Below are 26,677 nucleotides of genomic sequence, written 5' to 3'. Positions count from 1 at the left end.
GTTGTCCCCCCTTACCAAAGACTGTTTTTACTTGCACGTTTACTGAAAGAGTTAGCGAGCAGCAGAATGGTGAAATTGATGACGGAGTTGAACAGACCTACCGCCGCACTGTAGCTGTAGCTGAATTCCAGAATCCCTTTACGGTAAACAAAAGTGGATATGACATCAGCCGTCTCGTAAATACTGGCGCTGTATAACAGAATGATTTTCTCAAATCCGACATTCATAATATTTCCGAGTGCCAGGATCAGCATAATCATAATCGTAGGCAGAATGCCGGGCAGGGTAACGTGGCGGATCTGTTGAACCTTGGTCGCTCCGTCGATTTTGGCAGCCTCATACTGCTGCTGGTCAATGCCGGTGATGGCTGCCAGATAGATGATTGTTCCCCAGCCGATTTGCTGCCAGATCTCACTGATTATGTAGATGGGGCGGAAGGACTCGGGCTGTTGCAGAAATGAGATCCGGGTGCCGCCAAAATAGGCAATGACATCGTTAATCAAACCATCCGATAAGGTGAAGTAGCGCACAATTCCCGCCACAACTACTAGTGTAATAAAATGCGGCATGTAGGTAATAGTCTGAGTGATCCGGCGGAAAAGCGGGCTTTTCAATTCATTTAGCAGCAAGGCCAGAATGATCGGTGCCGGAAATCCGATGAGCAGATTGAAGAAGCTTAACAGAACGGTGTTCTTAATTACGCGGAAAAAGTAAATACTCGAAAAAAAAGCTTCAAAGTGCTTGAACCCCACCCATTCACTGCCCCATATTCCTTGGGAAGGCACAAATTGCTTGAAGGCAATAATCGTTCCGTAAAGCGGAACATAGTGGAACAAAACATAATACAGGATGACAGGCAGCATCATCAGATACAGCCATTTATTGCGCAGTAAGTCTTTTCCCAGTCTGGTTTTCAGCATATTTCCCTCTCCTTTGCTGCAATGTTTAACGCAGGGACTGCCCGTATCTGTTCTCTGTAGCAGCCCCTGCCGTTATAAGTTTAGTTAGCGGTTCAAATAACGTTCGTAGGCCGCTTGTTGAATTTCCAGTGCGCGCTCGATGCCCAGATCCTTCATTTGCTGAACAGCTTGATCGTATTTATCAACAGATTCGGTACCCAGGATGATCTTAATCTCCGTTTCTTTCACAAAGGCGTTGATATCGTTCATAATACTGCTCATTTCATCCGCTTCTTCGGCAGTTGGTGTTACCGGAGGAAGCAGGTGGCTCTCATGATTGGTCTGTTTCCAAATGCCGATGGATTCAGTAGTTGCCGGATATTTCGCCGGCAGGTTGTTGTCCTGCTGAATCATCGGGAAGTTGGTACCGTGAGAATATTTGGACATGACCTGATCACTGCCGAGGCCCTCCGGATTCTTAACTACAAGATCGGTATATACGGGCTTTCCGTCTTTGAGCGTGTAAGTAGTGCCTTCAACCCCATAGGTATTCAGCATTCTGCCTTCTTCGGTAAAAGCGTAATCCAGCCAGCGCATGGCAGCTTCGACATTCTTGGTGGTGGCAGAGATGGCCGCCGAGCTTGTCCCCGCATAGGCATTATCCAGCTGTCCGAACTCCGGAAGTCCACCTTTGACAGCAGACGGGTATGGAGCGGCTACGAAGTCAGCCTTCGGATCAGTTTGCTGTACGGCTGAATTATATTTCTCAATATAGTACTGCCAGCCAATCGTTGCACCGCTTACATTTGAAGTCATTTTTTTATCGACTGTAGCTGCATCAATAGAGGCGAAATCCTTGTCGATCAGCCCTTCTTTGTACCACTGGCTCATCGTAGTCAGGTAATCCTTGTAGCCCGGCTCCAGATAGCCGTACACTACTTTTCCATCATTGACATAGAAGTTCCCCATCACGCCGAAGGCTCCGGCGAATCCGCCTGTTCGTTCACCCAAAAACATCGTGCGAAAGGTTACAGGGGAGGCAGCATTCTTTTTCTCTTTAAAAGCAGTCAATACGGTGTGCCACTCTTCAATCGTTTCCGGGATGCTGAGATTCAGCTCTTTCAGCCAATCCTGACGGATAATCGGCCCGCCATAGACACGTCCGGCTTCCGAGCGGATGAACGGGAAGGCATAGTAGGTGCCGTCATCCGTTTTGATCATTTTGTCAATTTCCGGGTGCTCCTGGAGGGTCTTTTTCAGGTTAGGCGCGTATTGCTCAATCAGATCATTAAGCTTCAGAATATATCCCTGCTCTACAGCCTTGTCAGGACCGCCCGGATATTGCAGCCATGTATTCAGGAAGATATCCGGCAGTTCACCTGATGCCAGCAGCAGACTGAACTTCTGATCAGTCATGGGTGTTCCGCCCAGCTGTTTGATGATGATTCCTGTGCGTTTCTCGTATTCGTCATCGACCGGCAGACGTTCCGGCGTGCCTCCCAGCTGTTCGTTCATATAAGTCAGCTCTATTCCGCCCGTCATCGGATAAGTGAAATCTGCAGCGGCTTCATTTGAAGCAGGGGCGTTCCCTGCAGATGTGTTTGGAGCGCTCTCATTGTTCACATTCCTGGAACTGCTGCAGCCTGAAGCCAGCAATGTGAGACCTAACAAAACGACAACCGGTTTGTGAAGCTTGTTCGTTCCAAATAATTTCATCGCTAATTCGACCTCCGTTATATGTTTAGTTAACGACTTGATGCCTCTACAATGTAAGCTGAATCTTGTATACAAACAATATTCAAAATGCGGAATCCATTGTTAAAAACGCAAAAGAGGATAGAATCAGCCTGCTTCTATCCTCCTGTAGAGAAATTGGGTATCCGGTTTGTTTATTGCAGAGTTTTGAACCTCCCAGGTGTGATGCCTTCATATTTTTTGAATACCCGGATGAACGCACTGCTGCTGGAGAAGCCCACACGGGAAGAAACCTCCTCAATGGTGACTCCTTCCTGAAGCAATTTTTTGGCCTCGGCAGTACGAACCTGACTGATGTAATCATGCAGCCCCTGACCCGTCTGTTCCTTGAACAACCGGGACACATATTGCGGAGTGATGCCGAAGTTGGCACCAATCATGGACACACTAAGATTGATATCCGCATAATGATTCTGCACATAGGCAGATACCTCGTCTCCGATTCCCGAATTTGAGACCAGTGCAAGCTTCTCCGTGGCTTTGCTGCAAGCCATTTGGATCAGCTCTGTCAGCTCATGACGAAAATCTGCGCGGGTGGAGCAGGCCAAGAGCCTTTTCATCGGACGCCATTCCTCCCATAGCTTCGAGCGCTTCGTTTCATGCGGGACAGCCTTCATAATGGAGCTGGTTAAATCAATCATGGCATATCTCACAAGCTCTATGGACGCCTGGGAACCGAAGAAGCGGGCCAGAATCTCATCTGCCATCACCGCAGCCTTCTCAAATTCACCGCTTTTGACCAGATTAATAAATACAACTTCATCATTGATTGTCAGATAATAATCCGTCTCCTGTGGTTCAATATCCCCATACCAGATTGATATATTCTCTTCCAGCACCAGCCGGTATTCCTGAGCCTCCAACGCCTGCAGATATCCCTGATGCAACCTGCCCATCCCATGAAGCAGCCCGCTGCCAGCCATCGCAATCTGCAGACCGTATTTCTGCTGAATGAAATCCAGGGTTTGGCCCAGCGCCTCTTCAATATCCTCCTTCCAGTTGCCGGAGCGGCCGGTGTTAATATTCATCACCGCCGCCAGCATACCGTCCATTTCGGTGAAGCTCAGGCCGTGATTCGGACCTGTGAAATCCATAATGATATTGGACACGATGAAATTGGAAAGGCTTGTCGACGGACTGCCTTCTCCGTTGGCCTGAATGTAGAATAGAAGTACCGCAAAATCCTCCGAATCCCACTGGAAGTGATGGACTCTCGCCGCTTCCTCCAGTGATAATCCATCTTCCACCTGCCCTTTGAGCAGCCTTGATAAGTAGTAGGTCTGCAACACACGCAGCTGCCTGAATTGCTGGCTGTTAATGTCATCCCTCTCCCGAATAGTAGCCAAGGCGCTCTCCCGGATGAATGAGAATTCATCCAGCACCCGCTGTGTCTGCTCATCTGTGGAGGGAGAGAACATATTAACCAGCTCGCGGACAGGATTATAATTCTTGCGGGCAAAGTAGGAGATGACCACCGTCCCGATCAAAAAGCTGATAAATAGTCCCAGCAGGTTCAAATTGCGGATATGCCGCGCTTTTTCCCAAAATACGCTTGAAGGAAACACACTGATATATTTCCACTTGGTGTTATCGGAATCGATGAAGGATACCATATTCTCCGTACCGGCGATATCCTGGAACGAAGTGCCTGCTGTCTCATCCCCAGCCCGGGCGTCCGGCACAGCTAGCTGCGGAGCAGCTTCGTTATTCTGAAATAAAATCTGATTATGATCATCGGCAATGTAGACCTCGCCGTTATTCACCCAGTCCACATTCTGCAGCATGCTCTGAATCTTGCTGCCGTTCAGCGGCAGAACCAGCATCCCCTTTAGTCCATTGTCAGCAACGCTGCTGGTGAACGGCTTCATCATTACAACCTTATTCTCCCAGCGCCTAAATTTGATAAACGGCATAGGGGCCTCGCTAATGTCACTCTCACCGTTCAGCTGCGCCAGCCATTCTTCATAGGTCAAGCCGATCATCGTGCTGTTCATCGCATAAAAGTCTTCACTGTCTGTATACGTCTCATCCGTCAGCACCCTGTCCAGACTGCTAGAATACAGATAGATTCCATCAATGAAATCATTGGCGGATTTGTACTTGCTCAGTTCCTGCCGGGTTTGATAGATCTGAAAGGCCCCTGCTCCCTCAGTCTCAGGTGTAAGTGTTAAGTATTTATTCACACTGCTATGAATGGATAATTGCATGGCCAGCTTCTCAGCCTGATTAATCTCGCTGTCTACTGTATTCTGCATCTGCTTAAGCATGGCGCTGCCTGCACGTTCAATCTCATACTCAACAATCTGTTTTGTCTGCAGATAGATGATAGCGCTAACAATAAGCGGGATAAGCATGATCACAGAATAGGAGACGATCCATTTAAAGGCTATACTCTTACTGAACCTAAAGCGCTTGTAATTCATCTGCTGTGCTCCCTTACTGTTGCTTATCTGGATTCTGGATGGATCGGACTTCACCTTCGTTACTTTGCCTTTTTTGTGAAGTTTTCAAGTTCACCTCATATAGAATTCCACTATATGATAGTTGAGCCCGGCGGGCAATCCGCAATATGAAACACATCGACAATTTGTAAACAAGACCGCTGTAGTGCGCAATCCGGCCGAACAATCCAGTTGAACACTAAAAACCCCTTTGCCGGCAGAAGACCTGAAGGGACAGCCATTGTCCCTTGGTCTTACACCTTCAAAGAGGTTTCTCCAGTTATACAATCTGAAATACGGGCTGCTCCTGAATGTAATGCACCGGCACATCCGGGAACTGCCGGGCCAGCCGCGCCGCCAGCAGCTTCATTCCCGGCGCTTCGCTCTCGGCATGGCCGAGCATGATGAGTGCCCTGTCCTTGCCCTGCCGGACCGCATCGCGGATATACTCAGGCACCTCCCATTCGGGCCCTTCACCGGCGATGACCAGATCAAGCGACTCCTGCTCATACATCGGGATGACCGAATGGCCATTCCCCCGGTAACCGACCAGTACCCCCACTCTGGAGCAGGTGGCGGAGAGGTTCCCGGCAACGCGGACATAAGGGATATTCAACTTCTGCTTCAGATACTCTGCAACCCCGGAAACGGTCATCTCAGGAATGGAGAGGATCGACACCTCGGGCAGATGCCGCTCCACATAGGCTTCCCATTCCAGCTCCTGCAGCAGTCCTTCCACGATCCCGTCCAGCGCATAGCGGTGTATCGTGTCATGGAAGCGGTAGATGCCTACCCCGCTGCTTGAAATCAGTGCAGACTTCTCCTGGTAGACGGAATCCTGCTCCAGCGCGCTACCGTGACCTTGGTGGCTATAAAATACACCTTCATGCGTGATCACCAGGTTGGCGCCAAGCCGGGCCGCCTGCTCCACTACATATTGTGAAGCGGCGAAGGCAGTCACGATTCCCTGCACTTCTGTTCCCGCAGCGTCCGGCTCAAGCTTATCCACCGTATTCACGGGCAGCTGTATCCCTGCGGCTAAATGCTCCATCACATCACTGAACGTCAGTGCCATGAGATCTTCTCCTCCTTGTTGTTACCTATAACTTAATAGATAGTCCGTCCCAATGCATCTGCAATCCCGCTCTTGCGGAAGAAATACGTATTAATCTGGTCGCGCCATTCCTTGGCATGAGCCGCCTGCCCCTTAAGGCGTTCCTCCACCTGAGTGTACAGGCCTTCTGCGATGCTGCCCTTCAGTCCGCCCCATGCGTCCAGCAGCCCCTCGGCACGCTCTGCACCTTCGAAATGCGTATCGTAAATATGCTGGATCACGGTTTTGCCGGAATGCAGCACATGAGTGTACGGCACATGATGGAAGAACAGCAGCAGCTCATCCGGGCATTCCTCCAGGGAATCATAACGTACGGCGTTGCTGCCCATATACTGGGCGCTGTACCCTGTGCCTGTCGCCACGGTCCGGTCTACCCCGATGCCCTGATGATCGGCATAGTGGTAGGTGCCCCACATTGAATATTCATAGCCGTCCACATTCGGGCCGTAGTGATGCTCGGGATTGATCATCCAGCCTACGCCAAGCGGCGATGTATAAGACTCATAGATCTCCCAGGAGTCCAGCAAAATCCGGCTGATCACTCCGGCAACCGCTGTGTCCGTGCCGAATGTCAAGGCGATCCATTCGGCCGCAATCTCCACCGCACTCAGCTCAGGATTCCAGGCCAGCCGGCCGAAGCCGTAGAGATTCGCCTGAGCCAGCAGATGGCCGGTCCAGTTCTTGTCATTGCCCACATTGGATACCGCCGCAATCCCGCTCAGGCGGTTGCCCCACAGCGATCCGTCAACGATCCGCTTAACAGGGGCCGGACCGCCCTTGGCCTGCGTATCGAATTCCATAATCTCCTTCCACTGCGGAACGAGATAGCAGACATGGCGCTGCTGTCCGGTATATTCCTGGGCAATCTGGAATTCAATCACATGGTTCGTCCGTTCCAGGGCACCGAAGAGCGGAGATACCGGCTCTCTGACCTGGAAATCCATCGGGCCGTTCTTGATCTGCAGAATGACGTTATCATGGAACTGGCCGTCCAGCGGCTTGAAATGATCATAAGCCGCTCTGGCCCGGTCCGTCTTGCGGTCACGCCAGTCCTGCTTGCAGTTGTATACAAAGCAGCGCCAAATAACAATACCGCCGTAAGGCTCCAGGGCTTCCGCCAGCATGTTGGCCCCGTCTGCATGGTTCCGTCCGTAAGTGAACGGGCCGGGACGGTTCTCCGAATCGGCCTTGACCACGAAGCCGCCGAAATCGGGAATAGCAGCATAGATGTCGGCTGCTCTCGACTTCCACCATTCCCGCACCCCTGCATCCAGCGGATCTGCCGTACCCACTTCCCCTTCATGCATAGGTCCGGCAAAGTTCACGCACAGGAACAGCCGGATGCCATAGATGCGGAAGATATCCGCGATTCGCGCCACCTCCGGCAGATAAGTAGAGATAAACAGCGTCTCCAGCGCATGAACGTTCACGTTGTTGATCGCTATAGCGTTAATGCCGGCGGTAGACATCAGCCGCGCATAGTCTGTAATTCTGTCCATATCCTTCGTGAACTGGTTATTCTCATACAGGAAGGATCTGCCGGAATAGCCGCGCTCCACACTGCCGTCGAAATTATCCCAGTGATTGATCATCCGCAGCGAATTCACAGGATTCACTATTTCATCCAGATTCTCAATGTCCTTGCCGCTGGCAATCAGGCGCAAGAGATGGAAGACGCCGTATAACACACCTGCCTGGGAGGAAGCCCCTACAGCGATGCATTTAAGGGACTGGCTGGTTCGGATGGCGAACCCTTCTGCTCCTACAGCTTGGACGGTCTTGTCCTCGAACAAGCCCTGGATCAGCGGATGATCACCCGTGAAGGTGCCGAAGGCCACACCGAAATCTTCCGGCTGCGGCTTGGAGACAGCCTCAAGGTCCAATAGCGAGGCAATGCCTCTTGTCCATTCCTGAAGTGCAGCCTGGATGGTCTCCCCGCCTTCTGTAACGGATACTGCTCCGCACCATTTCGCATATTGCTTATATAGGGGGCCTTGTTGAAGCTTAGGATAGCTTAACCACGCATTGTATCCGCTGTCATATTGTGCAGCATACTCATTCCCGGATTGTTGTCTCATGTCCATATCTCCTCTGCATACATCTTGTATACTAGATTTCATTCAGGTTCATCCTACCACGCAGCCGCAGCCCCGGAACATTGTCAAATCACGCTAATATTTACCCAAATCAAGCAGAATCCTGTATACTAATAACAAGTGTACATCCCTATCAAGAGAACGCAAAGTATCAGGGGGCGATCCTATTGGTTGCAGCTTTTGAACCGCCGGTCCCGGGGCAAAGCCTTAGTGAAACTATCATCCCGGATGTGAAAACCACGCTCAACCTGTTCGGCATGCATCTGCGCAAGGTGAGCGGGGAATGGGATTATCCGCAGCACGCCCATCCCCAATATGAATTCAATTATGTGCTTGAAGGAGAGCAGTTGCTCACCGTCAACAACCACAGCTACCTTCAGCGCGCCGGGGATCTGGTCCTCTTGAGGCCGGGCGACATCCACTCCAGCCGCAGCGGAAACGGCGGGGCCTTCACCTATTTCTGCATCCATTTCGATATTGATGACAAGCTGTTCATTTCACTTCTCAGCCGGTTGAATCATGTATTATTCACCTCAGAGAGCAATGTTGCCCACAGATTAGGACCGCTCCTCAGCAGGCTGGTGGAGATTTCCACCTCCGGCTCCGGCAGCATCACGATCTCCCAGCGCATGAGGCTGCAGTCTGCCGTCTTCGAGCTGTTCGCCCAGCTCTGGGAGGTCTTCTCCCTGGAGGCTGACAATTCCTCCCCGGGCACTTATGAGCGGATCGAGCTGGCCCACCAGATCCGCAGCCGTCTCCAGGGTCTGGTCTATCAGCAGTTCAAGCAGGAGGTGCCCTATGACAGCCATTATGGCGTTGACGACATCGCCGCTGAGCTGGGGATCAGCCCCTCGCACTGCTACCGGGTCTTCCGCCAGGTATTCGGCCTCTCCCCCCGAGTCTACCTGTCTGAGCAGATGCTGCATGAAGCCAAGGTACTGCTGGATGACCACAGCCTGAGCGTCAGCCAGATCTCCGGCTTGCTCGGCTACCGCGATATCGCCCATTTCAGCAGACAGTTCAAGCGCTGGAGCGGCCAGTCGCCGCGGGAATACCGCGAGAGCAGGAGCTAGGCAGAGCGCGGAGCCTGTACAGCTGTATATCAAGTAGAAGCGGCTTCGCCGTCCTTTTAAAGGACGGTACCGTTTCAGCGAGAAATAGAAGGATAAGTTATCGTGTGCAACCTATAAGTTCTTATATTTTTAGTAAAAGCCTGCCTTCATCGTTGATGAGGGCGGGCTTTTTGCGCTATTGCGGGCGGTGCTTGATGAAGGCCAGCCCTATTTTTTGATATATGTGGCGAAATGCTCCTGGAGGTTCTTGGAGTCGATATCCGCCCGCAGATGGTGGTGCAGCAGCTCGTCGATCCCGGCGGTGTCCCCCTGCACGATATAATCCAGCAGCTGCTGGTGCTCCTGCCGGATGGCGGCCAGCTTCTCATCCTTCAGCATGTGCAGCTTCCGGTAGCGGATATAGTGCACATTGAACTGCTGGAGCACACCCCACAGGAATTCGCGCCCGGCCAGGCCGAACATGGTGCGGTGGAACTGGTCATCAAGCTGCAGGAACACCTCTGCTCCCTCCGCCTGCTCAATACACTTCTGCTGCTGCGCAAGGTTGTCCCTCAGCTCATGCAGCCCTTTTAGCGGGATATTCCCGGCCAGCGATTTCATAATCTCCTTCTCCAGCACATTGCGCAGGTAGATAATCTGTTCCACGGACTCCAGGTCTATGAAGGATACGAGATTGCCTTTTTTGGGATAAATATCGACGTATTGCTCCAGGGACAGCTGCTTCAGCACATCACGGATCGGCGTCCGCGACAGCTGGAAGCGCTCGGACAGAGCCGTCTCACTGATCATCGCCCCCGGCTTCAGCTCAAGGGAGAGAATCTCCTGCTTGAGGTAGGCCATTATTTCTTTTTTGGAAGTCATGGAATAGACCAACTTTCTGTTCGGGATTGTTCTTCCCCCCATTATATAGAAAAGGGATATGAATTTCATTGACAAAGATGAACGCATATTCTATGATCATTACGAATCCTATCTTGTATACAAGATTATGCCACATGTAACGCTGATTCTGTAAGGTCAATTGTCACAAGGCTTCGAATGGTTATCATTTGTATTTATGCTTATCTTACTTAAGGAGGAAAATGATAATGAATATGACTTGGAGATGGTACGGCGAGGGCAATGACAACATCACTCTTGACCACATCCGTCAAATCCCGGGCGTTATGGGCATCGTCTGGTCACTGCACCACAAGGTGGCCGGTGAGGTCTGGGAGATGGAAGACATCCAGAAGGTTGCCGATCAGATCACAGCCAAGGGCTTCAGTACAGCGGTTGTTGAAAGCGTCAACGTTCATGATGATATCAAAATCGGACTGCCGTCCCGCGACAAATACATTGACATCTATATCGATACCATCCGCAAGCTCGCCAAGGTTGGCGTCAAGGTCATCTGCTACAACTTCATGCCGGTGTTCGACTGGACCCGTACCGAGCTGTACAAGGAGCTGCCGGACGGCTCGAACGCCCTCTTTTATGAAAAGGCTGCCATTACTGATAATCCGCGCGAGATGGTAGACCGCATCCTGAAGGGTGCCGGACAATTCACGATGCCTGGCTGGGAGCCGGAGCGGCTGGCCAAGCTGGATGAGCTGTTCGCGGCCTATGCTGACGTTACCGAAGATAAGCTGTTCGACAACCTGAAATATTTCCTGGAGCGCATCATTCCGGTGTGTGAAGAAGTGGATATCCGCATGGCGATTCACCCGGATGATCCGGCCTGGCCGATCTTCGGACTGCCGCGCATTATCCGCAGCCGCGATACGATCCGCCGCTTCCTGGACATGGTGGACAGCCCGTATAACGGCCTGACCTTCTGTACCGGATCGCTTGGAACGAACCCGGATAACGATCTTCCGGCGATGATCCGCGAGTTCCACGACCGGATTTATTTTGCCCATATCCGTAATGTGAAGGTGTTCGAGAACGGCGACTTCATTGAGGTATCCCACCGGGGCCGTGATGGCAGCGTAGATGTTGCGGAGGTTGTTAAGGCGTATCATGAGAGCGGCTTCACCGGTTATGTGCGTCCGGACCATGGCAGACATCTCTGGGGCGAGGAAAAGAACTGCCGTCCGGGGTATGGCCTCTACGACAGAGCGATGGGCATCATGTATCTGCTCGGCGTATGGGACAGCCTGGAGAATGTCAAGGGGGCCAAGTAAATGCTGAGTCTGAGCAGAAGCAGCATCGCGGACCGTGAAGCCTGGGAAGCCGCAGGGGTAGAGCTGCCGCAGTTCGATTTCGCAGCGGTAGCGCAGAATACGTTAGAGAAGCCGGAGTGGGTTCACTTCGGGGCGGGGAATATTTTCAGAGGCTTCGTGGCGAATGCGCACCAGAAGCTGCTGGACAGCGGCAAGGCCAATACCGGCATCATCGCCGCCGAGACCTTCGACTTCGAGATGATTGACAAGGTCTATAAGCCTTACGATAATCTGACCCTGCTGGTGCTGATGAATGCAGCCGGCGACTTCCAGAAGCGGATCGTCAGCAGCATTGTCGAAGGCATCACCGCAGATAAGACGAGGGAAGCGGACTACAGCCGCCTGACTGAGATTTTCGAGAATCCCAGTCTGCAGATGGCGAGCTTCACGATTACGGAGAAGGGATATTCGCTGACCGGTCCTGATGGGCAGTATCTTGGCATTGTGCAGAAGGACATTGCCGGCGGACCGGAGCATCCGGTTCATGCGATGAGCATCGTGGCTTCCTTCGCCTACAAGCGTTACCTGAAGGGCCAGTACCCGATGACCTTCGTCAGCATGGACAATTGCTCGCATAACGGCGACAAGCTGAAGAACGGCATGGTTACCATCGCCAAGGAATGGGCTGCCAAAGGTCTTGTAGAGGAAGGGTTCGTGGCTTACCTGGAGGATGAGCAGAAGATCACCTTCCCGCTGTCCATGATCGACAAAATCACCCCGCGCCCGTCCGAATCCGTCCAGGCAGCATTGCTGGAACAGGGAATCGGCGGCATGGATGTGATCGTCACCTCTAAGAACACGTACACTGCTCCCTTCGTTAACGCGGAGATCAGCGAGTATCTGGTCATTGAGGATAAGTTCACCAACGGGCGTCCGGCACTTGAAGAAGCCGGTATTATCTTCACGGACCGCGACACGGTTAATAACGTGGAGACGATGAAGGTAACCACCTGCCTCAACCCGCTGCATACGGCGCTGGCGGTAACCGGCTGTCTGCTCGGCTACACGCTCATTGCCGATGAGATGAAGGACGCCACGCTTCGCAAGCTCGTGGAGACCATCGGCTACAAGGAAGGCCTGCCGGTTGTGGTTGATCCCGGCATCCTGAGTCCGAAGCAATTCCTGGACGAGGTGCTGCAGGAACGGTTCGCCAACCCGTTCATCCCTGACACTCCGCAGCGGATCGCCACCGATACTTCACAGAAGGTCGGCATCCGCTTCGGCGAGACGATCAAGTCGTATATCCTGCGCGGGGATCTCGACCCTAGGGAGTTGACCGCTATACCGCTAGCGATTGCGGCCTGGTGCCGGTATCTGCTGGGCGTGAACGATGAAGGCGCTGCGTTCACGCTCAGTTCCGACCCGCTGCTGGAATCGCTGCAAGCGCGGCTTGCAGGAATTACGCTGGGCGCGGATGCTGCGAAGGCCGCTGGCGTGCGCGCGGTGCTGAAGGACCAGGCCATCTTCGGCGTGGACCTGTACGCCGCCGGACTCGGCGGGACTATCGAGGGCATGTTCACCGAGATGCTGGCTGGTCCGGGCGCGGTAAGAGCTACGCTGGAGAAGTATACCGCCTGAGTTGTGGGCGGGTGTGCGCGAACATAAGTAGAAAGGCTAGGCTCTCCTTGAAAAAGGAGGGCCTAGCCTTTCTTGTATGGTGAGCGTTGTAAGGATGTCGGTGGCAGGGTGATAATGTATAAACCGGTCTGCTTAGCTGAGTGTTGCGTTTCTGCTGCACCAAATCACACTAGACTGCGGAAGTTGGCCCGCGCTGGCGGTGGAAGCGGAGGCACTCTGCTCTTCATTTACTCACTTTGCCCGCTTCCGGAGGATTCAGGGGCACTTGTGCTCCTCATTTACTTGTTTAGCCAACTTTTCAGGGATTCAGGGGCACTTTTGCCCCTCATTTGCTCGTTTAGCCAACTTTTCAGGGATTCAGGGGCACTTATGCTCCTCATTAACTCAGTTGGCGCGCATCTGGATAAATCAGTGAGATTTATCCCTTTCAATTACTCCCGTCGGCCGCTTTCGGCGGAATCAGTGGGATTTTTCCCTTTCAGCCTTAGTCTCATGGAGTCTCATGGGAGCATCCTTTTCGATGCTCCAGGTATAGGCCGCCCTACTCCTGCTCCAGATACTCAAAGTAATCAAAATCCGCCGGATGCAGCGTGCCGCTGAGGTCCTGGGCGCATATACCGATGAAAGTTCCGGTAAAACGGATATAGGCCGGGAAGTCATCGGACAGATGATAGATTTCCAGGGCCGGGCCGATCTGCTCCCAAGTGGATTCGCTAACCTTGTAATAGAACTGGGCGAACTCGCCGTCGATGATGATCTTAAGCGACACGCTTACTCCGGCAGGCAACGGAATCTCAGGTGTCAGGGTGTCTTCATAGACCCCGTCCTTGGAGCGGATGAGTCCCAGGGTTCGGCCACCGAGGACTTCATCGTGCGTGATCCGCAGATAGAGGTAATCCTTCGTGTCGTAATAGACGATCAGGCCGGCCATCTGCTGGAAATGCTCCGGCTCAAAGTCGACCGAGGTCTCGGCGCTGCAGCGGAAGGCCTGCTGGCGCAGGGCGACCAGGCTCTGGCGGTGCATGGAGCTCATCGACTCCCTGCCATTCAGGCGCAGATAGCCCGGACGCTCCTGAAGCGAGAGCCAGGATTCATCAGCCGGCACGCGGAGCGTGCTCCAGCGGACATCCAGCTGCGGAGCCTCGAAGTCGTCACGCGGAGCGGCTGCGGCAAAAGGATGCGCCGGAAGATCCGGTCCCTCCACCGTTAGCGCCGGAGTGTTCCCGCCCCCGGACAGGGCCAGCCAGCCGTCGGCGGTGAATTCGACGCGCTGAATCGCAGTCTCCCGGCCCAGATTACAGTACTTGTCCTTGACCGGACGGCCGCACAGATGGACCATGTACCATTCACCGGTCTGGGTCTCGACCAGGCTGGCATGGCCCGCTTTTTGCAGCGCCAGTTCAGGGTGGCCTGCCGAGGTCAGCAGCGGATTAACCGGAGCGGTCTCGTAAGGGCCTTCAATCTGCTTTGCGCGGGCTACGGTCACCGCATGATCATACTGCGTACCGCCCTCAGCCGTAATCAGATAATACCAGCCGTCCTTCCGGTATAGATGCGGACCTTCGGTCAGCGCCAGCTCCGTTCCCTTGTAGATGTTAGTAGCCGGTCCGACCAGGCGCTGCTCTTCCACCGAATATTCCTGGAGCATAATACCGGCGAAGCTGTTGCGGCCGGTGCGGTGATCCCACAGCATATTGACCAGCCATTTGCGCCCGTCTTCATCATGGAACAGCGAGGGGTCGAAGCCGCTGCTGTTCAGGTACACAGGCTCTGACCAGGGGCCTTCGATATTCTCCGCAGTCACCAGATAGTTAGGTGTATCCTTGAAGGCACCCTGGCGGCTTTTGACATCGGTATAGATCAGATAAAAGAGTCCATTGTCGTACGTGAGGCAAGGTGCCCAGATGCCGCCCGAATCGGGGTCCCCTTCCATATTGAGCTGCGAGCTGCGGGTCAGCGCATACGTAAGCGGCTGCCAGTTCACCAGATCGCGTGAATGATGAATCCGCACGCCGGGGAACCATTCAAAGGTTGAAGTAGCAATGTAGTAGTCATCTCCAGCCCGGCAGATCGACGGGTCCGGATGAAATCCGCGCAGAATCGGATTATGAATCAGATTTCGGCTCATAGTTTCTCCTCCAATGCTTGCCGTCCTGCTTCCAGTAAGGCAATGATTTTGTCAGTGTCGTAAATGCAGCCCTTCCAGGTTCCGCCGCTGGCCGCCTGCAAAGCAGCCCACAGCCGGGTGTCCTCCGGCAGACCCGGGTCTACCGCCAGGCCCGGATGCGGTGTCCGCGAAGCCAGAATCAGCGTTCCCGCTTCCTTGGTCAGCGGCTCATCCCCTTCTCCGACCAGATTCACGCTTCCTTCCAGGTTCACGGTATCGATCCGCACCTCCACCCAGTCATTATCGCGCAGCTTGCCAAGCGGGCCGCCAGCCAGTGCTTCCGGCCCCATATGGCCGATGCAGGCGCCGGTGGAAACGCCGGAGAAGCGGGCATCCGTGATCAGGGTGACATATTTGCCGTAAGGCAGATGCTTGAGCGCCGAGGTGAGCTGATAAGTCTCCTCCATCCCCGTTCCACTCGGTCCGCGGCCGATAACGGCCAGAATATCCCCGGCATGAACCATACCCAGCTTGATACTGCGGATGGCGGCTCTCTCTGTGGTGAACACCTTCACTCGTCCGGTATGGCGATAGACACCCTCGCTGTCCAGAACGGCAGGATCGATCGCGGCCGATTTGATGACCGCTCCTTCCGGGCAGAGATTCCCGACCGGGAACGTCATGGTGGACGCCATGCCCTGGCGCTTGGCCTCCTCCGGGCTCATGATCACGGAATCCGGGTCTACACCGTCTGCTTCCAGCAGCCGCTGCCGCAGCTCCGTCCGGCGCTGCGAGCTCTCCCACCAGTCCAGATTCTCGCCCAGTGTCCGTCCGGTCACCGTCAGCACGGACTCGTCAATCAGCCCCAGCTTCCGCAGATGCAGCATAACTTCAGGGACTCCACCGGCGAGGAATACCCGGATGGTCGGATGCGGCACGGGACCGTTCGGCAGCACGCTGACGAGACGCGGCACCATCCGGTTCACCCGGTTCCAGTCCTCGACGGTCGGAACCTTCAGCCCGGCGGCATGGGCGATGGCCGGCAGATGCAGCAGCAGATTCGTTGAACCGCCGAAGGCAGCGTGCAGCACCATCGCATTCTGGATCGACTGATCTGTCAGAATGTCGCTCATAACGATTCCGTTCTGATCCAGATGCTGAAGGGCCCGGGCCGACTGGCGGCCGATATTCTTCCAAATCGGCTGCCCCGAAGGAGACAGGGCCGAATGCGGCAGTGCCATACCCAATGCCTCTGCAATGACCTGGGCGGTTGCGGCGGTGCCGAGGAATTGACAGCCGCCGCCCGGCGTCGCGCAGGCCCGGCAGCCAAGATCCGCCGCTTCTTCGAGGGACAACTCTCCGTTACTATACCGTGCCCCGATACTCTGTACCTTACCTGCGTCTTCCCCCTCCACCGGCGGAAGGGTTACACCGCCGGGGACGATAACTCCGGGCAGCTTATGCATACCGGCAAGAGCCAGCAGCATGGCGGGCAGGCCTTTGTCGCAGGTAGCTACGCCAAGCACACCCTTGCGGGTAGGGAGTGAACGAATCAGCCGCCGCAGCACGATGGCCGCATCATTGCGGTAAGGCAAGGAATCGAACATGCCTGTGGTTCCCTGAGAACGGCCGTCACAGGGATCACTGACATAACCGGCGAACGGAATTCCCTCATTCGCGGTAAGCTCCTCCGCAATCTCTTCCATCATCACGCCGATCTCCCAGTGACCGGTATGGTATCCGAGCGCCAGCGGAGTGCCGTCCTCACGCCGGATGCCGCCCATCGTTCCGAGAATCAGGTACTGGGGCCGGTTCAGCAGCAACGGATTCCAGCCCATCCCGGCATTCTGTGTCATCCCAAAAATCTCTCCGCTCGGCGCATTCCGCAGCACCTCCCCGGTGATCGGCAGCTGGCCTGCCGGACCTTCAGCAGCGGTATGTACCGGAACAGCTTCGATGATGTCTTCCTTCATAATCTCTTGTACGGTCAATTTCATATGAATCCCTTCTCTCCCTCAGAATGAATATGCCCAGATGTCTATGACAACGAGAGCTTCGCCGCAAGCAGGGTTACCTCCCGGACCGCAGCCTCCTGCTTCGCGGTGAAGGCATGCTGAAGCATCGAAGTACTGACAGCGGCAACAGCCTTGCCTGAGGCATCCAGTACCGGTGCAGCGGCGCAGCTGATGCCTTGGATAATCTCTTCGCGGTCCAAAGCATAGCCAGTTCTGCGAATATCGGCCAAGGCCGCTGTGAATTCAGCCCAATCCGTCAGCGTATGTGAGGTGACTGCGGATAAGCTTTTGCCGGAATAACGCCGTTCCAGTTCTCCCTCCGGCAGCAGCGCCAGCATCATCTTGCCCATCGCCGTCGCATGTGCCGGAAACCGCATCCCGGGGCTGGACTCCAGCCTTACCAGGGATTGCCCCTCCTGCTTGGCCAAATAAATAATCTCATCGCGGTCCAGCACCGACAGCTGAAAGGTCTCCCCCACCGCCCCGACACTCTGCACCGACTCTGCCAGAAACCGCTCTACCAGATTCATATTCTGCTTAAGCGAATCATTATAGACGGTATTATAATAGGAGATCCCGGCGCCAAGCACATACCTCTCGCCCGCATCCTTCACCACCCACCCCAGAGTCTCCATTGTGCGCAGCAGCGAGAACATCGAGCTTTTGTTAATGCCGGTCTCCTCACAGAGGTCTGTCATTTTGAGCGCTCCGGTCTGTCTTGAGATGGCCTTAAGAATCAGATCAGCCCGTTCCAATGCCGGAACCCAGTACTTCTGGTCCACACCTTCATTCCCCTCTCATAAATCCATTGATTAAGCCTTCCAAGTTCACTATAATAATCATATGTTTATAATACCAAACCAGGAGGCAAAAATAAAATGAAACTTAGCCACCCGAATGCAGGTGTCATTCCTCCCGTTCCGACCATTCTGGATTCCGCCGGAAAATTCGACCGTGACGGAATGAAGCTGCTGATCGACAGCCTGATCGCCAAAGGGGTTCACGGTCTGTTTTTCCTTGGAACGGCCGGAGAATTCACCCTGTTCACCGCAGAGCAGCGTGAGGAGATCGCAGAGCTATGCCTGGAGTATACGAATGGCCGTCTTCCGGCCTGGATCGGCACCGGCAGCAATACCGTTGCTGAGACCCTCCGGCTCTCCCGGCATGCCGCTGAGCATGGAGCTACCGGCATCGTCATTATGAATCCGTATTACTACAAGCTGAGCGGGGACGCCCTGTTCGCGCATTATGCCGCTGTGCTGGAAGCGGTCGATTTACCGCTCATGCTGTACAACTTCCCGGCCATGACAGGCCAGGATCTGACTCCGGCCTTCGTGGCCCGTCTGGCCGCACATTATCCGAATGTACTCGGCATCAAGGATACCGTGGATCAGCTTAGCCATATCCGCCAGATGATCATGCAGGTTAAGGCGGTTAGTCCGGACTTCTCCGTCTTTTGCGGCTTCGACGAATATTTGCTGCCCACGCTGGCTGCCGGAGGAGACGGAGCGATCGCTGCCAGTGCGAACTTCGCTCCAGAGCTGATGCTCGGCGTGTATGACAGCTTCAAGCAGGGGGACTTAGCCGGAGTGCTGTCCTTCCAGCAGCGGCTGATTGAGATTCCGGCGCTGTATGCCATCGATGACCCGTTCATCGCTTCGATCAAGGAAGCCGTCCGCTTGTCCGGCGTACCGGTATCCACCTTCAGTCTGGCTTCGCCTGGTATATGGAGTGCGGAGCATGAAGAGAAGCTGAAGCTGATTTTCAGCCGGGCGGGTATTGCCCAAGGGTAAGCGAAATTTATAGCACCTACTCATCCATTCTTATTTTTCACAATCACCCCTTCTATTAAGGTCAGCCCGTATTGGGGCTGGCTTTTTTTGGTGCTGGGCGGTGCTTTGTGCTTTTCCTAGTGCGGCTGCTTCTTGTGCACGGTTCCTTGTAAGGTGCCTAGTGAGGCTTCTTGCAAGGCTCTTAGTGAGGTTCCTCCTTTCTTCGCGGTGAAGGTTGGTCTATAATTTTGTTCAGATGCACAATGAGTGAAGTAGAGGCAATATTGGCGGTTACCCGCTCAAGACGAGGAGGGCGTTCCGGTTGTTTCAGCTATCGGAGAAGCAGGCGCAGGAGATTGTAGACAAGATGATGATGGACATCCCTTATAACATCAACATCATGAATCATGAGGGGATCATCATCGGCAGCGGACATAAGGCAAGGGTCGGCACCGTTCATCAGGGGGCTGTCGAGGCGCTGTCCACCGGGCAGAGGGTCGAAGTCATGGAGGACGGGCGATATGAGAAAAAGGGCACCAACGAACCGATTGTCATCGGCAACACCCGCGTAGGTGTAATCGGAATCTCCGGCAGCCCGGAAGAGGTCCGGCCCTTCTGCAATATCGTGAGAACCACGGTATCGCTGCTCATTGAACAAAGAAATACGCTGGAGCATCTGGCCAGCGAAGCCAGTCGCAAGAAGGCTCTGCTGGAGATGCTTCTTGACCATCAGGGAGCGTACTCCCAGAAACTGCGAAAAGAAGCCGCAGCCTATCAGATCGATCTTCTGCTGAAGACCACCGTGCTCTATCTCAAGCATGTGCAGCCGGAGCTGGATGAGGCGAAGCTTCTGTTCCTTCACCCGTCCTTCCAGCTCGACGGGGATACATGGGTAATCCTAGTCCAGAACCGGCCGGACTGCAGCCGACTGATCGGGGAGCTGATGCATAATCAGCCGCAGCTCCTGCTGGCCTCAAGCCGGCTGGAGACCAGCATCGCGGAGGGCTACCGCCAAGCCAAAGCTGCTCTCGGCGTTCTTCTGGCGCTCCGCCCTGCTGCGCAATCGATCCGCTACGAGGATGCGGAATTCCTGGTGAAGCTCAGTCAGGCGAAGCTGTCAGACAAGCCCGGCACGGTGATCAAGCTGGAGGATACCGCCGATCTGCTGGAGACGCTCCGCAGCTTCATCAATCACAATTGCAGCGTCTCGCAGACGGCTGAGCAGCTGAACATCCACCGCAATACACTGCAATACCGCCTGAAGCGGATCGAGAGCATCACCGGCAAGGACCCGAGGAACTTGCTGCAGCTCTTCGAGCTTACGCATGAGCTGCTGGCGTTGTATAAGTAGATACTATAAAAGAAGCACTTGCTATTAGAACTCAAAGCCTGGCGGTAGAAATCCAAACACAAAGGCGGTCGCTAACGCTCCTCCAGTTGCAAATTTCCCCTCCGCTTCTTTTTGCTTTTTGTTAATTTCTTAAGTGCTTCTTCTATAAGCTAAAATTTCAACACGATCATAGGTGGATTAAGTACATCTAATTTCCGGCTAAATGACAAGCTGGGGAGTTTATTGGAAAAAAGGCATTTAGTTCAGCCCAGCCCCCCACCGAACGCAGGTTTCCGGGTGAACAAATGTACTTTTTCCATCTAAAATACCCCAATGTACGGATTAGCGAGAATTAAATGCCCTTTTTCCACTTCTTACATGGGAGTAAGGTTGCGGTACCCCGTCAATAAAAGCAATTGCCCCGGAGGATCATATCCACTGGGGCAATTCTATGCAACGCAACTATTAGCTACATTCCAATATTCACTTACCTCTGCTATTCACTAGGTTCCGCTGCTCCATTCACTTAACTAATCTTACTGCCCGCTAAGCTTCAGCAGCCTGGCGATATTCTCGCAGGTCCGCTCGACATTGGCGGGGCCGTCAGCCAGCAGCTTCTCCAGGCTCGAAGCGCCGGGAACGATGCCGAAGACGGCGTCGATCCCTTCGGCGTAGAGCGTCTCGATTCCCTCGCCGATATAACCGGCCAGGGCGATGACTTTTTTGCCGCTGGCTTTGGCGGTGCGGGCTACGCCGTACGGCGTTTTGCCGAATTTGGTCTGGAAGTCAATCCCGCCTTCTCCGGTGAAGACGAAGTCCGCCTGCTCCAGCTTCTGCTGAAGCCCTGTGTATTCAATCACGATCTCGATTCCCTTCTGCAGCGTGGCCTGCGTAAAGATCATCAGACCCGCGCCCAATCCCCCCGCTGCACCGGCTCCGGGAAGGTCGCGGACATCCTTGTGAAGCTGCTGCTTCACCACCGCCGCATAATGGGCCAGATTGGCGTCAAGCTGCTGCACCATGTCGGGCGTGGCCCCTTTTTGCGGACCGAATACGGCTGAAGCCCCCTGCTCCCCGCAGAGCGGATTAGTCACATCACAGGCAACAATGAGCTGAACCTGCTGCAGTCTCGCATCTAGCCCGCTAACATCTACACTCGCCAGCCGTCCCAGGCTGCCGCCGCCGCGCGGAAGTAAGTCCCCCGCTTCATCCAGGAATCGGGCGCCAAGCGCTTCGGCCATTCCGGCACCACCGTCATTGGTGGCGCTGCCGCCGATGCCGATGATGATTTTGCGGATACCACGGTTCAGACATTCCAGAATCAGCTCGCCCGTGCCGTAGGTGGTGGTGATCAGCGGATTCCGCTCCGCCTTGTCCACTAGCTGAATGCCGCTGGCCGAAGCCATCTCGATTGCCGCCGTCTGGCCGTCGCCGAGAATGCCGAATTGTGCCGTCACCGGCTGTCCCAGCGGTCCTGCAACTTCCAGATAATGAATCTCTCCGCCGGATGCGTCGACAAGGGATTGTACGGTCCCCTCCCCGCCGTCCGCCATCGGAACATGGATGTAGGTTGCTTCAGGGTATATTTTGCGGAGTCCGGCCTCCATCGCTGTACATACTTCTTTCGCGGTCATGCTCTCCTTGAAGGAATCCGGCGCCAGTACAAAGGTTCTCTCTCTCATTTCCACACCTCATCTATAATATTGATCTTAGAGTAAAAATCCGTAAACCAGCGTAGCCACAATCGTCATCGTGCCGCCAACTATGGCCTCATACGGGATGAGCCCCATACGTTGCTTGATCGACATTTTCATACTGTCCGCCGTAACATGGAAGTAAGTGCCCTGCGGCAGCGAGTCGATCACCGTAGCTCCGGTATGAACCATTACAGCTGCAGCCAGCGGAGCCGTGCCCATATTCAGAATGGCCTGTCCGAAGGAGCCGGTAGCGACAATAACACCCGTGGATGTTGAGGCGGTAGCCGCAGCCATCAGTATCCCGGAGATCGGTGCCAGGAACGTCCCGGAAATCCCGGACAGCTCAATCAGATGCACCACCTGGGCGGACAGATCGGAAGCGGAGATCAGACCGGCGATACCGCCTGCTCCGATCAGGATCAGGACGGTTGCAGTCATTTTGCTAAGGCCGGAGGATGTATATTGCAGTACCTTGTTGCCTTGCCCCATCGCCAGCATCCCGATAATCCCCGCCAGCGGCAGAATGTATAGCGCATCCACCTTAAGCTTGGTCAACGCTTCGATCCCGGAGATGGAGCCGATCGGGTTAATCATGAGCAGGACGATGGCCACGAGCGGAGCCACAATAGCTCTGCTAAGCGGCGGGTAAGCGGCCGTATTCGCGTTGTCCGCACCGTTCGCAGCTTCTGCCGTGGTAACCATGACGCCTTTTTTCTTCAGCAGGGTGGCTAAGATAACGGTTACAATTAATCCGCAGATTGCCGGGATTACGCCTGCGAGCATAACATTGCTGAGATCAAGATCAAAGCCGCGCGCAGCAGCAATCGTATTCGGATTCGGTGAAATAATGTTACCTGCCTTCCCCCCGCCCGACAAGGCCAGCAGCAGCGCCAGCTTCGAGATCTCCATTTTGTTGCCTACGGATAAAGCAATCGGAGCCACAATCAGCACCGCTACCGGGATGAATACGCCCATTGCCGTAATGACCATAGTTGCCAGCGCGAGGGCCAGAATGGCCTTGCTTCCGCCGAACTTTCGGACAATAGCCTGGGCTATGGCTTCAGCCGCACCCGACTCCATCATCACACCAGCGAGCACACCGGCGGCCAGCACCCGCAGCACTGTGCCCATCACACTTTGTGTACCGCTTACAAGAACACTTACGGTCTGTTCGAGATTGGCTCCGCCGATCAGCGCCCCTACAATGGCACCCAGGAACAGAGCGTAGACCGGATTTAATTTTCTAAGGATCAGAATAATGGCAATTGCCAGTCCTGCGAGCGCTCCATACCAACCAATGATTAATCCTTCCATTTCAAATATCCCCCTAACAACTTGTTGAACACGCTCTCATTATAAGGTCTGGGGGGAGGAAAAGAATATTGATGAACGGACGAAATGCATTGTGCAAGTGACCAACGGAATAGGGGGTATATCTCAATTTTGGAATAGGTGCTCTGCAAAGAAATACGAACGGTTCTCTTTAATGATGTCGTCAACCGTATCTGATAGAAGTCAGCAAACCCACTTTTCAACTTCCCTGCCGAGCTCCTGGTGCTGGCCATCTCCTGCCCTCTTCTCCTCCAACTGTCCTAATATCATCATTATATTTCATTACTTCCCTCATCATAAGGCTTTAAAGTTCAGTCAGGGTTGCAGGATTTTAGGTGTATTGCTTATACAAACTGAGTGAGAATGATTACTTAAGAAGGTACAGCCAAAATATACTCAGACATATAGTTCAAAATCTAAAGAAAAGTATTCAGTTCTTCTTCAGTTACGAGACCTTGAACATGCAAAAAAAGCTCATTCCTACTCATCGTTCAAGTGGAAAGAGCTTTTAAAGTTTACCCAATAAAAATTATTATTCCATCTCGATGGCTAAAAGCAATAGGCACTTCAGTCTCAATCAATTCGATTCTTTCAATAATTTTCATCTTCTTTTCGTCAGGTAAGTTCTCCTTCGCCCATTCTTTTATTTTTGATAATTCTTCTAAAACAAATGGAAAATCTTCTTCAACTAAATCGATCCCAACGGAAAATACTTTAGTCCACTTTAATCCTAATTGTTCGATTGCTGGTTCCCAACATTCATTGAAGAAAGACTCAGCAGCAACAGGAATAAGAAATTTCTCTTCAAACTCATCTTTTGCATCTAAAACCATAACACTAATTGACATTACTTTTTCCCTCCAAACAATGCATCAAAAGTGTAACCAGGAAATTCTTTTCTTAATTGTTCCAAGCTATTCTCAACAGCTTGCCTTAATTCAGGAGTATCTCCATCTAATCTGAAGATGAATTTCCGGATGTCTTTTATTTGATCTAACAAAGGCACATCTGGAGTCCCATTCTTAGTAGCTCGTGTAGCTGTAGCTTCTGCAATATTATTTATTCTTTTTCTAGTTTTATCCAGTATTTGTTTATCTGTAAATTGCTGAGGTGTTTGAGCAGGTAATCCAGTTTTAGGATTGATGACATCAAGCCCCTTCGCTGCTTTATCCTCATAGAAAACACCATTTTTCAAGTCAATCTCGTCAAATTCGCCAATCGGTTTTCCAGTGCGATCAACAATTTCAACTTCTTTTATTGGTCCAGCTTTTGGCGTCCCCTCAACCCTATCACTCTTCCCCTCCAAACCATCCATATACCGCTGCTGCACCTGCGTCTTCGGCAAGGCTGGCGTATCGGGGATCTCTCCTATCTTGAAAACAAACCCTTCCGGCGTTTGCACTGCCCGTCCCAGATCCGGGAGCTTTTGCTTAATCCCTTGCAGGGCATCCTTCGCCGCTTGGCTGACGGCGTCTTCTACCTCACCCAACACTTTCCCCACTTTGCCTGCTTTGGTGACCTGGAATCCGGGGACCAGAATCGACGCGACCGAGCCCAGCATTTTCGCCTTCTCTTCGGGTGTGCCCTCGTCAAACTGATGATACGCCTTCTTCGCCGCTTCCACCAGCACTTCGGGGTGTTCGATGAGATATTGCGCTTGCTGCTTCATTTCTGTGGTGGTTTTGACCGGGTCTACCACTAGCTTGAAGGCAAAGGTTGCCGTATCCGCCACGCCCATGACGACCTCTTTCACCAATCCTTCGGTAAAAGCCAGCACCACCGCGTCCGCCTGACGAACCCAATGCTCCCCTTTCGTTAACCCGTATGTCTGTTTCAGCCACTCTACATAACTCGTATACATCGGAGTGAGATATTCATTCGGCACATAGACTTTCGCCTGATAAAAGTCCCAGGTGGTCTCATTTTCCTTGTTGTCTGCGGTAATTGGCGTGCCGTCCGGCAGCGTAAGCGGCGGCCCGTTCAACCGCCGCTCCGCTTCGATCTGCTCCTGAACCTGCTTAAGAGCCGCTGCGATCTGAATTTCCTGCCGCTTGGCTGCAAGCTGACCCCGCGCATATGCTCCGGCGGCAGTCTTCTCCATCGCCAGCCGCAGGAGCAGCAGATATTCTTCGTTATGTAGTAAGGGGACCTTGTCCGCTGTAATCGACGGATCATACTCACAGGCGGTAACCGCTGGTTGCTTATAATGGGCGCTTAGATCCTTGCCGGATTCATAGTAGATCTTGGCTACGCCTAGAGAAGCCAGCTTCTGCCGGGCCTCTTCGGCCTTCGCATGAACAGCCTCCATCTGGGCCTGATTGCCGAACGCCTGATACACTTTGAAGGCCATCTGTGCCTTGGCGATCTGAGTCCGCGCCGCGAAGATATCGTTCAGCTTACTTTGTGCAGCGATACTTTCTACGGTCAAGAGGCCGGAGGTCTGAATGACATTCCTGAGCTGCTGCACCACCGGGTCCCTGCTGAGTTCATCTTTTCCCGATAGAGCGGCAATCGAAGTGATGAGGTTCGTCGCACTTCGCTGCACAAATTCGGGGATGGAGACCCGTCCGGTGGCTGATTGCAGCCCCAAGCTGCCGAAAGCAGCGAGCAAAAGATTAAACTGCCTCGTCAGCTTGTCCGCCTGCCGCTTATTCTCTTCCTGCAAATCCGAGACGCCTCTCAGGGCGACCCGGATAATATCCTCTAATTTCTCCGCTTCTACGGTTAATTCATTGATCAGGACCTGGGCCTTGATCATATGATCGCCCATCGGAATCCCGCCCCAGCCGCTGGACTGGCCCTTCAATTGAAGATATAGCCGATTGGTGTCCTGACTCACTTGGCCGATCTTCGTTTGCAGGCGCCTGACTTCATCTTCGTTAAATACTAGCTTTGTTGATGCCATCTTCACCCTCCCGTCGTACACCATACTTACCTGTAAGTTATGTACACAAATTCATAGAATCATGGACTTGCAACTTCTTGCAAATATACGGAGTTCTAAGATAATTCATTAACTCGCTTGAAAGATACTTTTTCTGGTATTGATCCAAGGTTGTATTTATGATTACGTTACCATCCAAGTAGAAGTCACCGGGCCAAATGTATGTGGAAAACCGAATACAATGTGCTTCCGCGAAGGGATTCGGGCCAATGTATGCCAAAAACAGCATACGTTGCGCTGGTGAGCAGGTGTGTGGTCCGAATGTATGCCAAATACAGCACACATTTGCTTGCACACAGGCGCTCGGGCCGAATGTATGC

General features: G+C 53.4%; 18 protein-coding genes. 5 read left to right on the top strand and 13 right to left on the bottom strand.

All coding sequences use genetic code 11. The features are described 5' to 3' along the window. Nucleotides 1–11: 11 nt before the first annotated feature. The 5 genes from MKY64_RS04945 to MKY64_RS04925 form a co-directional block, all read right to left on the bottom strand. On the bottom strand, nt 12–920 hold the full coding sequence (locus MKY64_RS04945; RefSeq protein ID WP_036731695.1) for an ABC transporter permease: 909 nt from the start codon (nt 918–920) through the stop codon (nt 12–14). A gap of 84 nt (nt 921–1,004) precedes the next feature. Then, complete coding sequence (locus tag MKY64_RS04940; RefSeq protein WP_340951317.1) at nt 1,005–2,615, bottom strand: extracellular solute-binding protein; 1,611 nt, start codon at nt 2,613–2,615, stop codon at nt 1,005–1,007. A 173-nt stretch (nt 2,616–2,788) separates the two neighbouring features. After that, the gene (locus tag MKY64_RS04935) at nt 2,789–5,077 is read right to left on the bottom strand and encodes an AraC family transcriptional regulator (RefSeq protein ID WP_340951315.1); all 2,289 of its coding nucleotides are present in this window, start codon (nt 5,075–5,077) and stop codon (nt 2,789–2,791) included. 298 nt (nt 5,078–5,375) lie between these two features. After that, the gene (locus MKY64_RS04930) at nt 5,376–6,170 is read right to left on the bottom strand and encodes a Nif3-like dinuclear metal center hexameric protein (RefSeq protein WP_036731687.1); all 795 of its coding nucleotides are present in this window, start codon (nt 6,168–6,170) and stop codon (nt 5,376–5,378) included. A gap of 32 nt (nt 6,171–6,202) precedes the next feature. Then, the gene (locus MKY64_RS04925; RefSeq protein WP_340951311.1) at nt 6,203–8,287 is read right to left on the bottom strand and encodes an alpha-glucuronidase family glycosyl hydrolase; all 2,085 of its coding nucleotides are present in this window, start codon (nt 8,285–8,287) and stop codon (nt 6,203–6,205) included. A 185-nt stretch (nt 8,288–8,472) separates the two neighbouring features. On the opposite strand from MKY64_RS04925, the gene MKY64_RS04920 reads away from it, so the two are divergent. Continuing rightward, a complete protein-coding gene (locus tag MKY64_RS04920; RefSeq protein ID WP_340951308.1) occupies nt 8,473–9,378 on the top strand; it encodes an AraC family transcriptional regulator in 906 nt (301 codons plus the stop codon). Nucleotides 9,379–9,585: 207 nt separating this feature from the next. Here MKY64_RS04920 and MKY64_RS04915 read toward each other — a convergent pair whose 3' ends face one another. Then, on the bottom strand, nt 9,586–10,239 hold the full coding sequence (locus tag MKY64_RS04915; RefSeq protein WP_036731680.1) for a GntR family transcriptional regulator: 654 nt from the start codon (nt 10,237–10,239) through the stop codon (nt 9,586–9,588). A gap of 227 nt (nt 10,240–10,466) precedes the next feature. Here MKY64_RS04915 and uxuA point away from each other — a divergent pair, with 227 nt between their 5' ends. Both uxuA and MKY64_RS04905 read left to right on the top strand, forming a co-directional pair. Continuing rightward, the gene (uxuA, locus tag MKY64_RS04910; RefSeq protein ID WP_340951304.1) at nt 10,467–11,543 is read left to right on the top strand and encodes a mannonate dehydratase; all 1,077 of its coding nucleotides are present in this window, start codon (nt 10,467–10,469) and stop codon (nt 11,541–11,543) included. Beyond that, the gene (locus tag MKY64_RS04905) at nt 11,544–13,160 is read left to right on the top strand and encodes a mannitol dehydrogenase family protein (RefSeq protein ID WP_340951301.1); all 1,617 of its coding nucleotides are present in this window, start codon (nt 11,544–11,546) and stop codon (nt 13,158–13,160) included. A gap of 541 nt (nt 13,161–13,701) precedes the next feature. Here MKY64_RS04905 and MKY64_RS04900 read toward each other — a convergent pair. Genes MKY64_RS04900 through MKY64_RS04890 form a run of 3 tightly spaced genes read right to left on the bottom strand, consistent with a single transcriptional unit; the run spans nt 13,702 to nt 18,064 of the window. Then, a complete protein-coding gene (locus MKY64_RS04900; protein ID WP_340951299.1) occupies nt 13,702–15,288 on the bottom strand; it encodes a glycoside hydrolase family 43 protein in 1,587 nt (528 codons plus the stop codon). Further along, a complete protein-coding gene (locus MKY64_RS04895; RefSeq protein WP_445323336.1) occupies nt 15,285–17,264 on the bottom strand; it encodes a YjhG/YagF family D-xylonate dehydratase in 1,980 nt (659 codons plus the stop codon). The genes MKY64_RS04900 and MKY64_RS04895 overlap by 4 nt, the downstream gene beginning before the upstream one ends. Nucleotides 17,265–17,305: 41 nt before the next feature. Further along, entirely contained in the window at nt 17,306–18,064 is a 759-nt protein-coding gene (locus tag MKY64_RS04890) for an IclR family transcriptional regulator (protein WP_340951297.1), read from the bottom strand. A 96-nt stretch (nt 18,065–18,160) separates the two neighbouring features. Between MKY64_RS04890 and MKY64_RS04885 the strand changes: the two genes are divergently transcribed. Then, nucleotides 18,161–19,075: a dihydrodipicolinate synthase family protein gene (locus MKY64_RS04885; protein WP_340951296.1), complete on the top strand. Its 915-nt coding sequence runs from the start codon at nt 18,161–18,163 to the stop codon at nt 19,073–19,075. A gap of 301 nt (nt 19,076–19,376) precedes the next feature. Then, nucleotides 19,377–20,405, top strand: coding sequence for a CdaR family transcriptional regulator (locus tag MKY64_RS04880; RefSeq protein ID WP_339310595.1), 1,029 nt, complete (start codon nt 19,377–19,379; stop codon nt 20,403–20,405). A gap of 515 nt (nt 20,406–20,920) precedes the next feature. Here MKY64_RS04880 and MKY64_RS04875 read toward each other — a convergent pair. The 4 genes from MKY64_RS04875 to MKY64_RS04860 all read right to left on the bottom strand — a co-directional run bounded on the left by MKY64_RS04875 (nt 20,921) and on the right by MKY64_RS04860 (nt 26,318). Then, entirely contained in the window at nt 20,921–22,066 is a 1,146-nt protein-coding gene (locus MKY64_RS04875) for a glycerate kinase (protein WP_339310598.1), read from the bottom strand. Between the two features lie 27 nt (nt 22,067–22,093). Further along, the gene (locus MKY64_RS04870) at nt 22,094–23,395 is read right to left on the bottom strand and encodes a GntP family permease (protein WP_036731666.1); all 1,302 of its coding nucleotides are present in this window, start codon (nt 23,393–23,395) and stop codon (nt 22,094–22,096) included. A gap of 533 nt (nt 23,396–23,928) precedes the next feature. Then, entirely contained in the window at nt 23,929–24,261 is a 333-nt protein-coding gene (locus MKY64_RS04865; protein WP_340951293.1) for a hypothetical protein, read from the bottom strand. Further along, nucleotides 24,261–26,318, bottom strand: a complete 2,058-nt coding sequence (locus MKY64_RS04860) for a hypothetical protein (RefSeq protein ID WP_340951291.1) — start codon at nt 26,316–26,318, stop codon at nt 24,261–24,263. Before MKY64_RS04860 ends, MKY64_RS04865 begins: the two co-directional genes overlap by 1 nt. Nucleotides 26,319–26,677 lie beyond the last annotated feature (359 nt).

The sequence above is a fragment of the Paenibacillus sp. FSL R7-0210 genome (genome assembly GCF_038009085.1).
Lineage (GTDB): Bacteria > Bacillota > Bacilli > Paenibacillales > Paenibacillaceae > Paenibacillus_AQ > Paenibacillus_AQ silagei.
The sequence above is the reverse complement of the archived record's forward strand: the minus strand, read 5'-3'. Positions and strand labels throughout refer to the sequence as shown.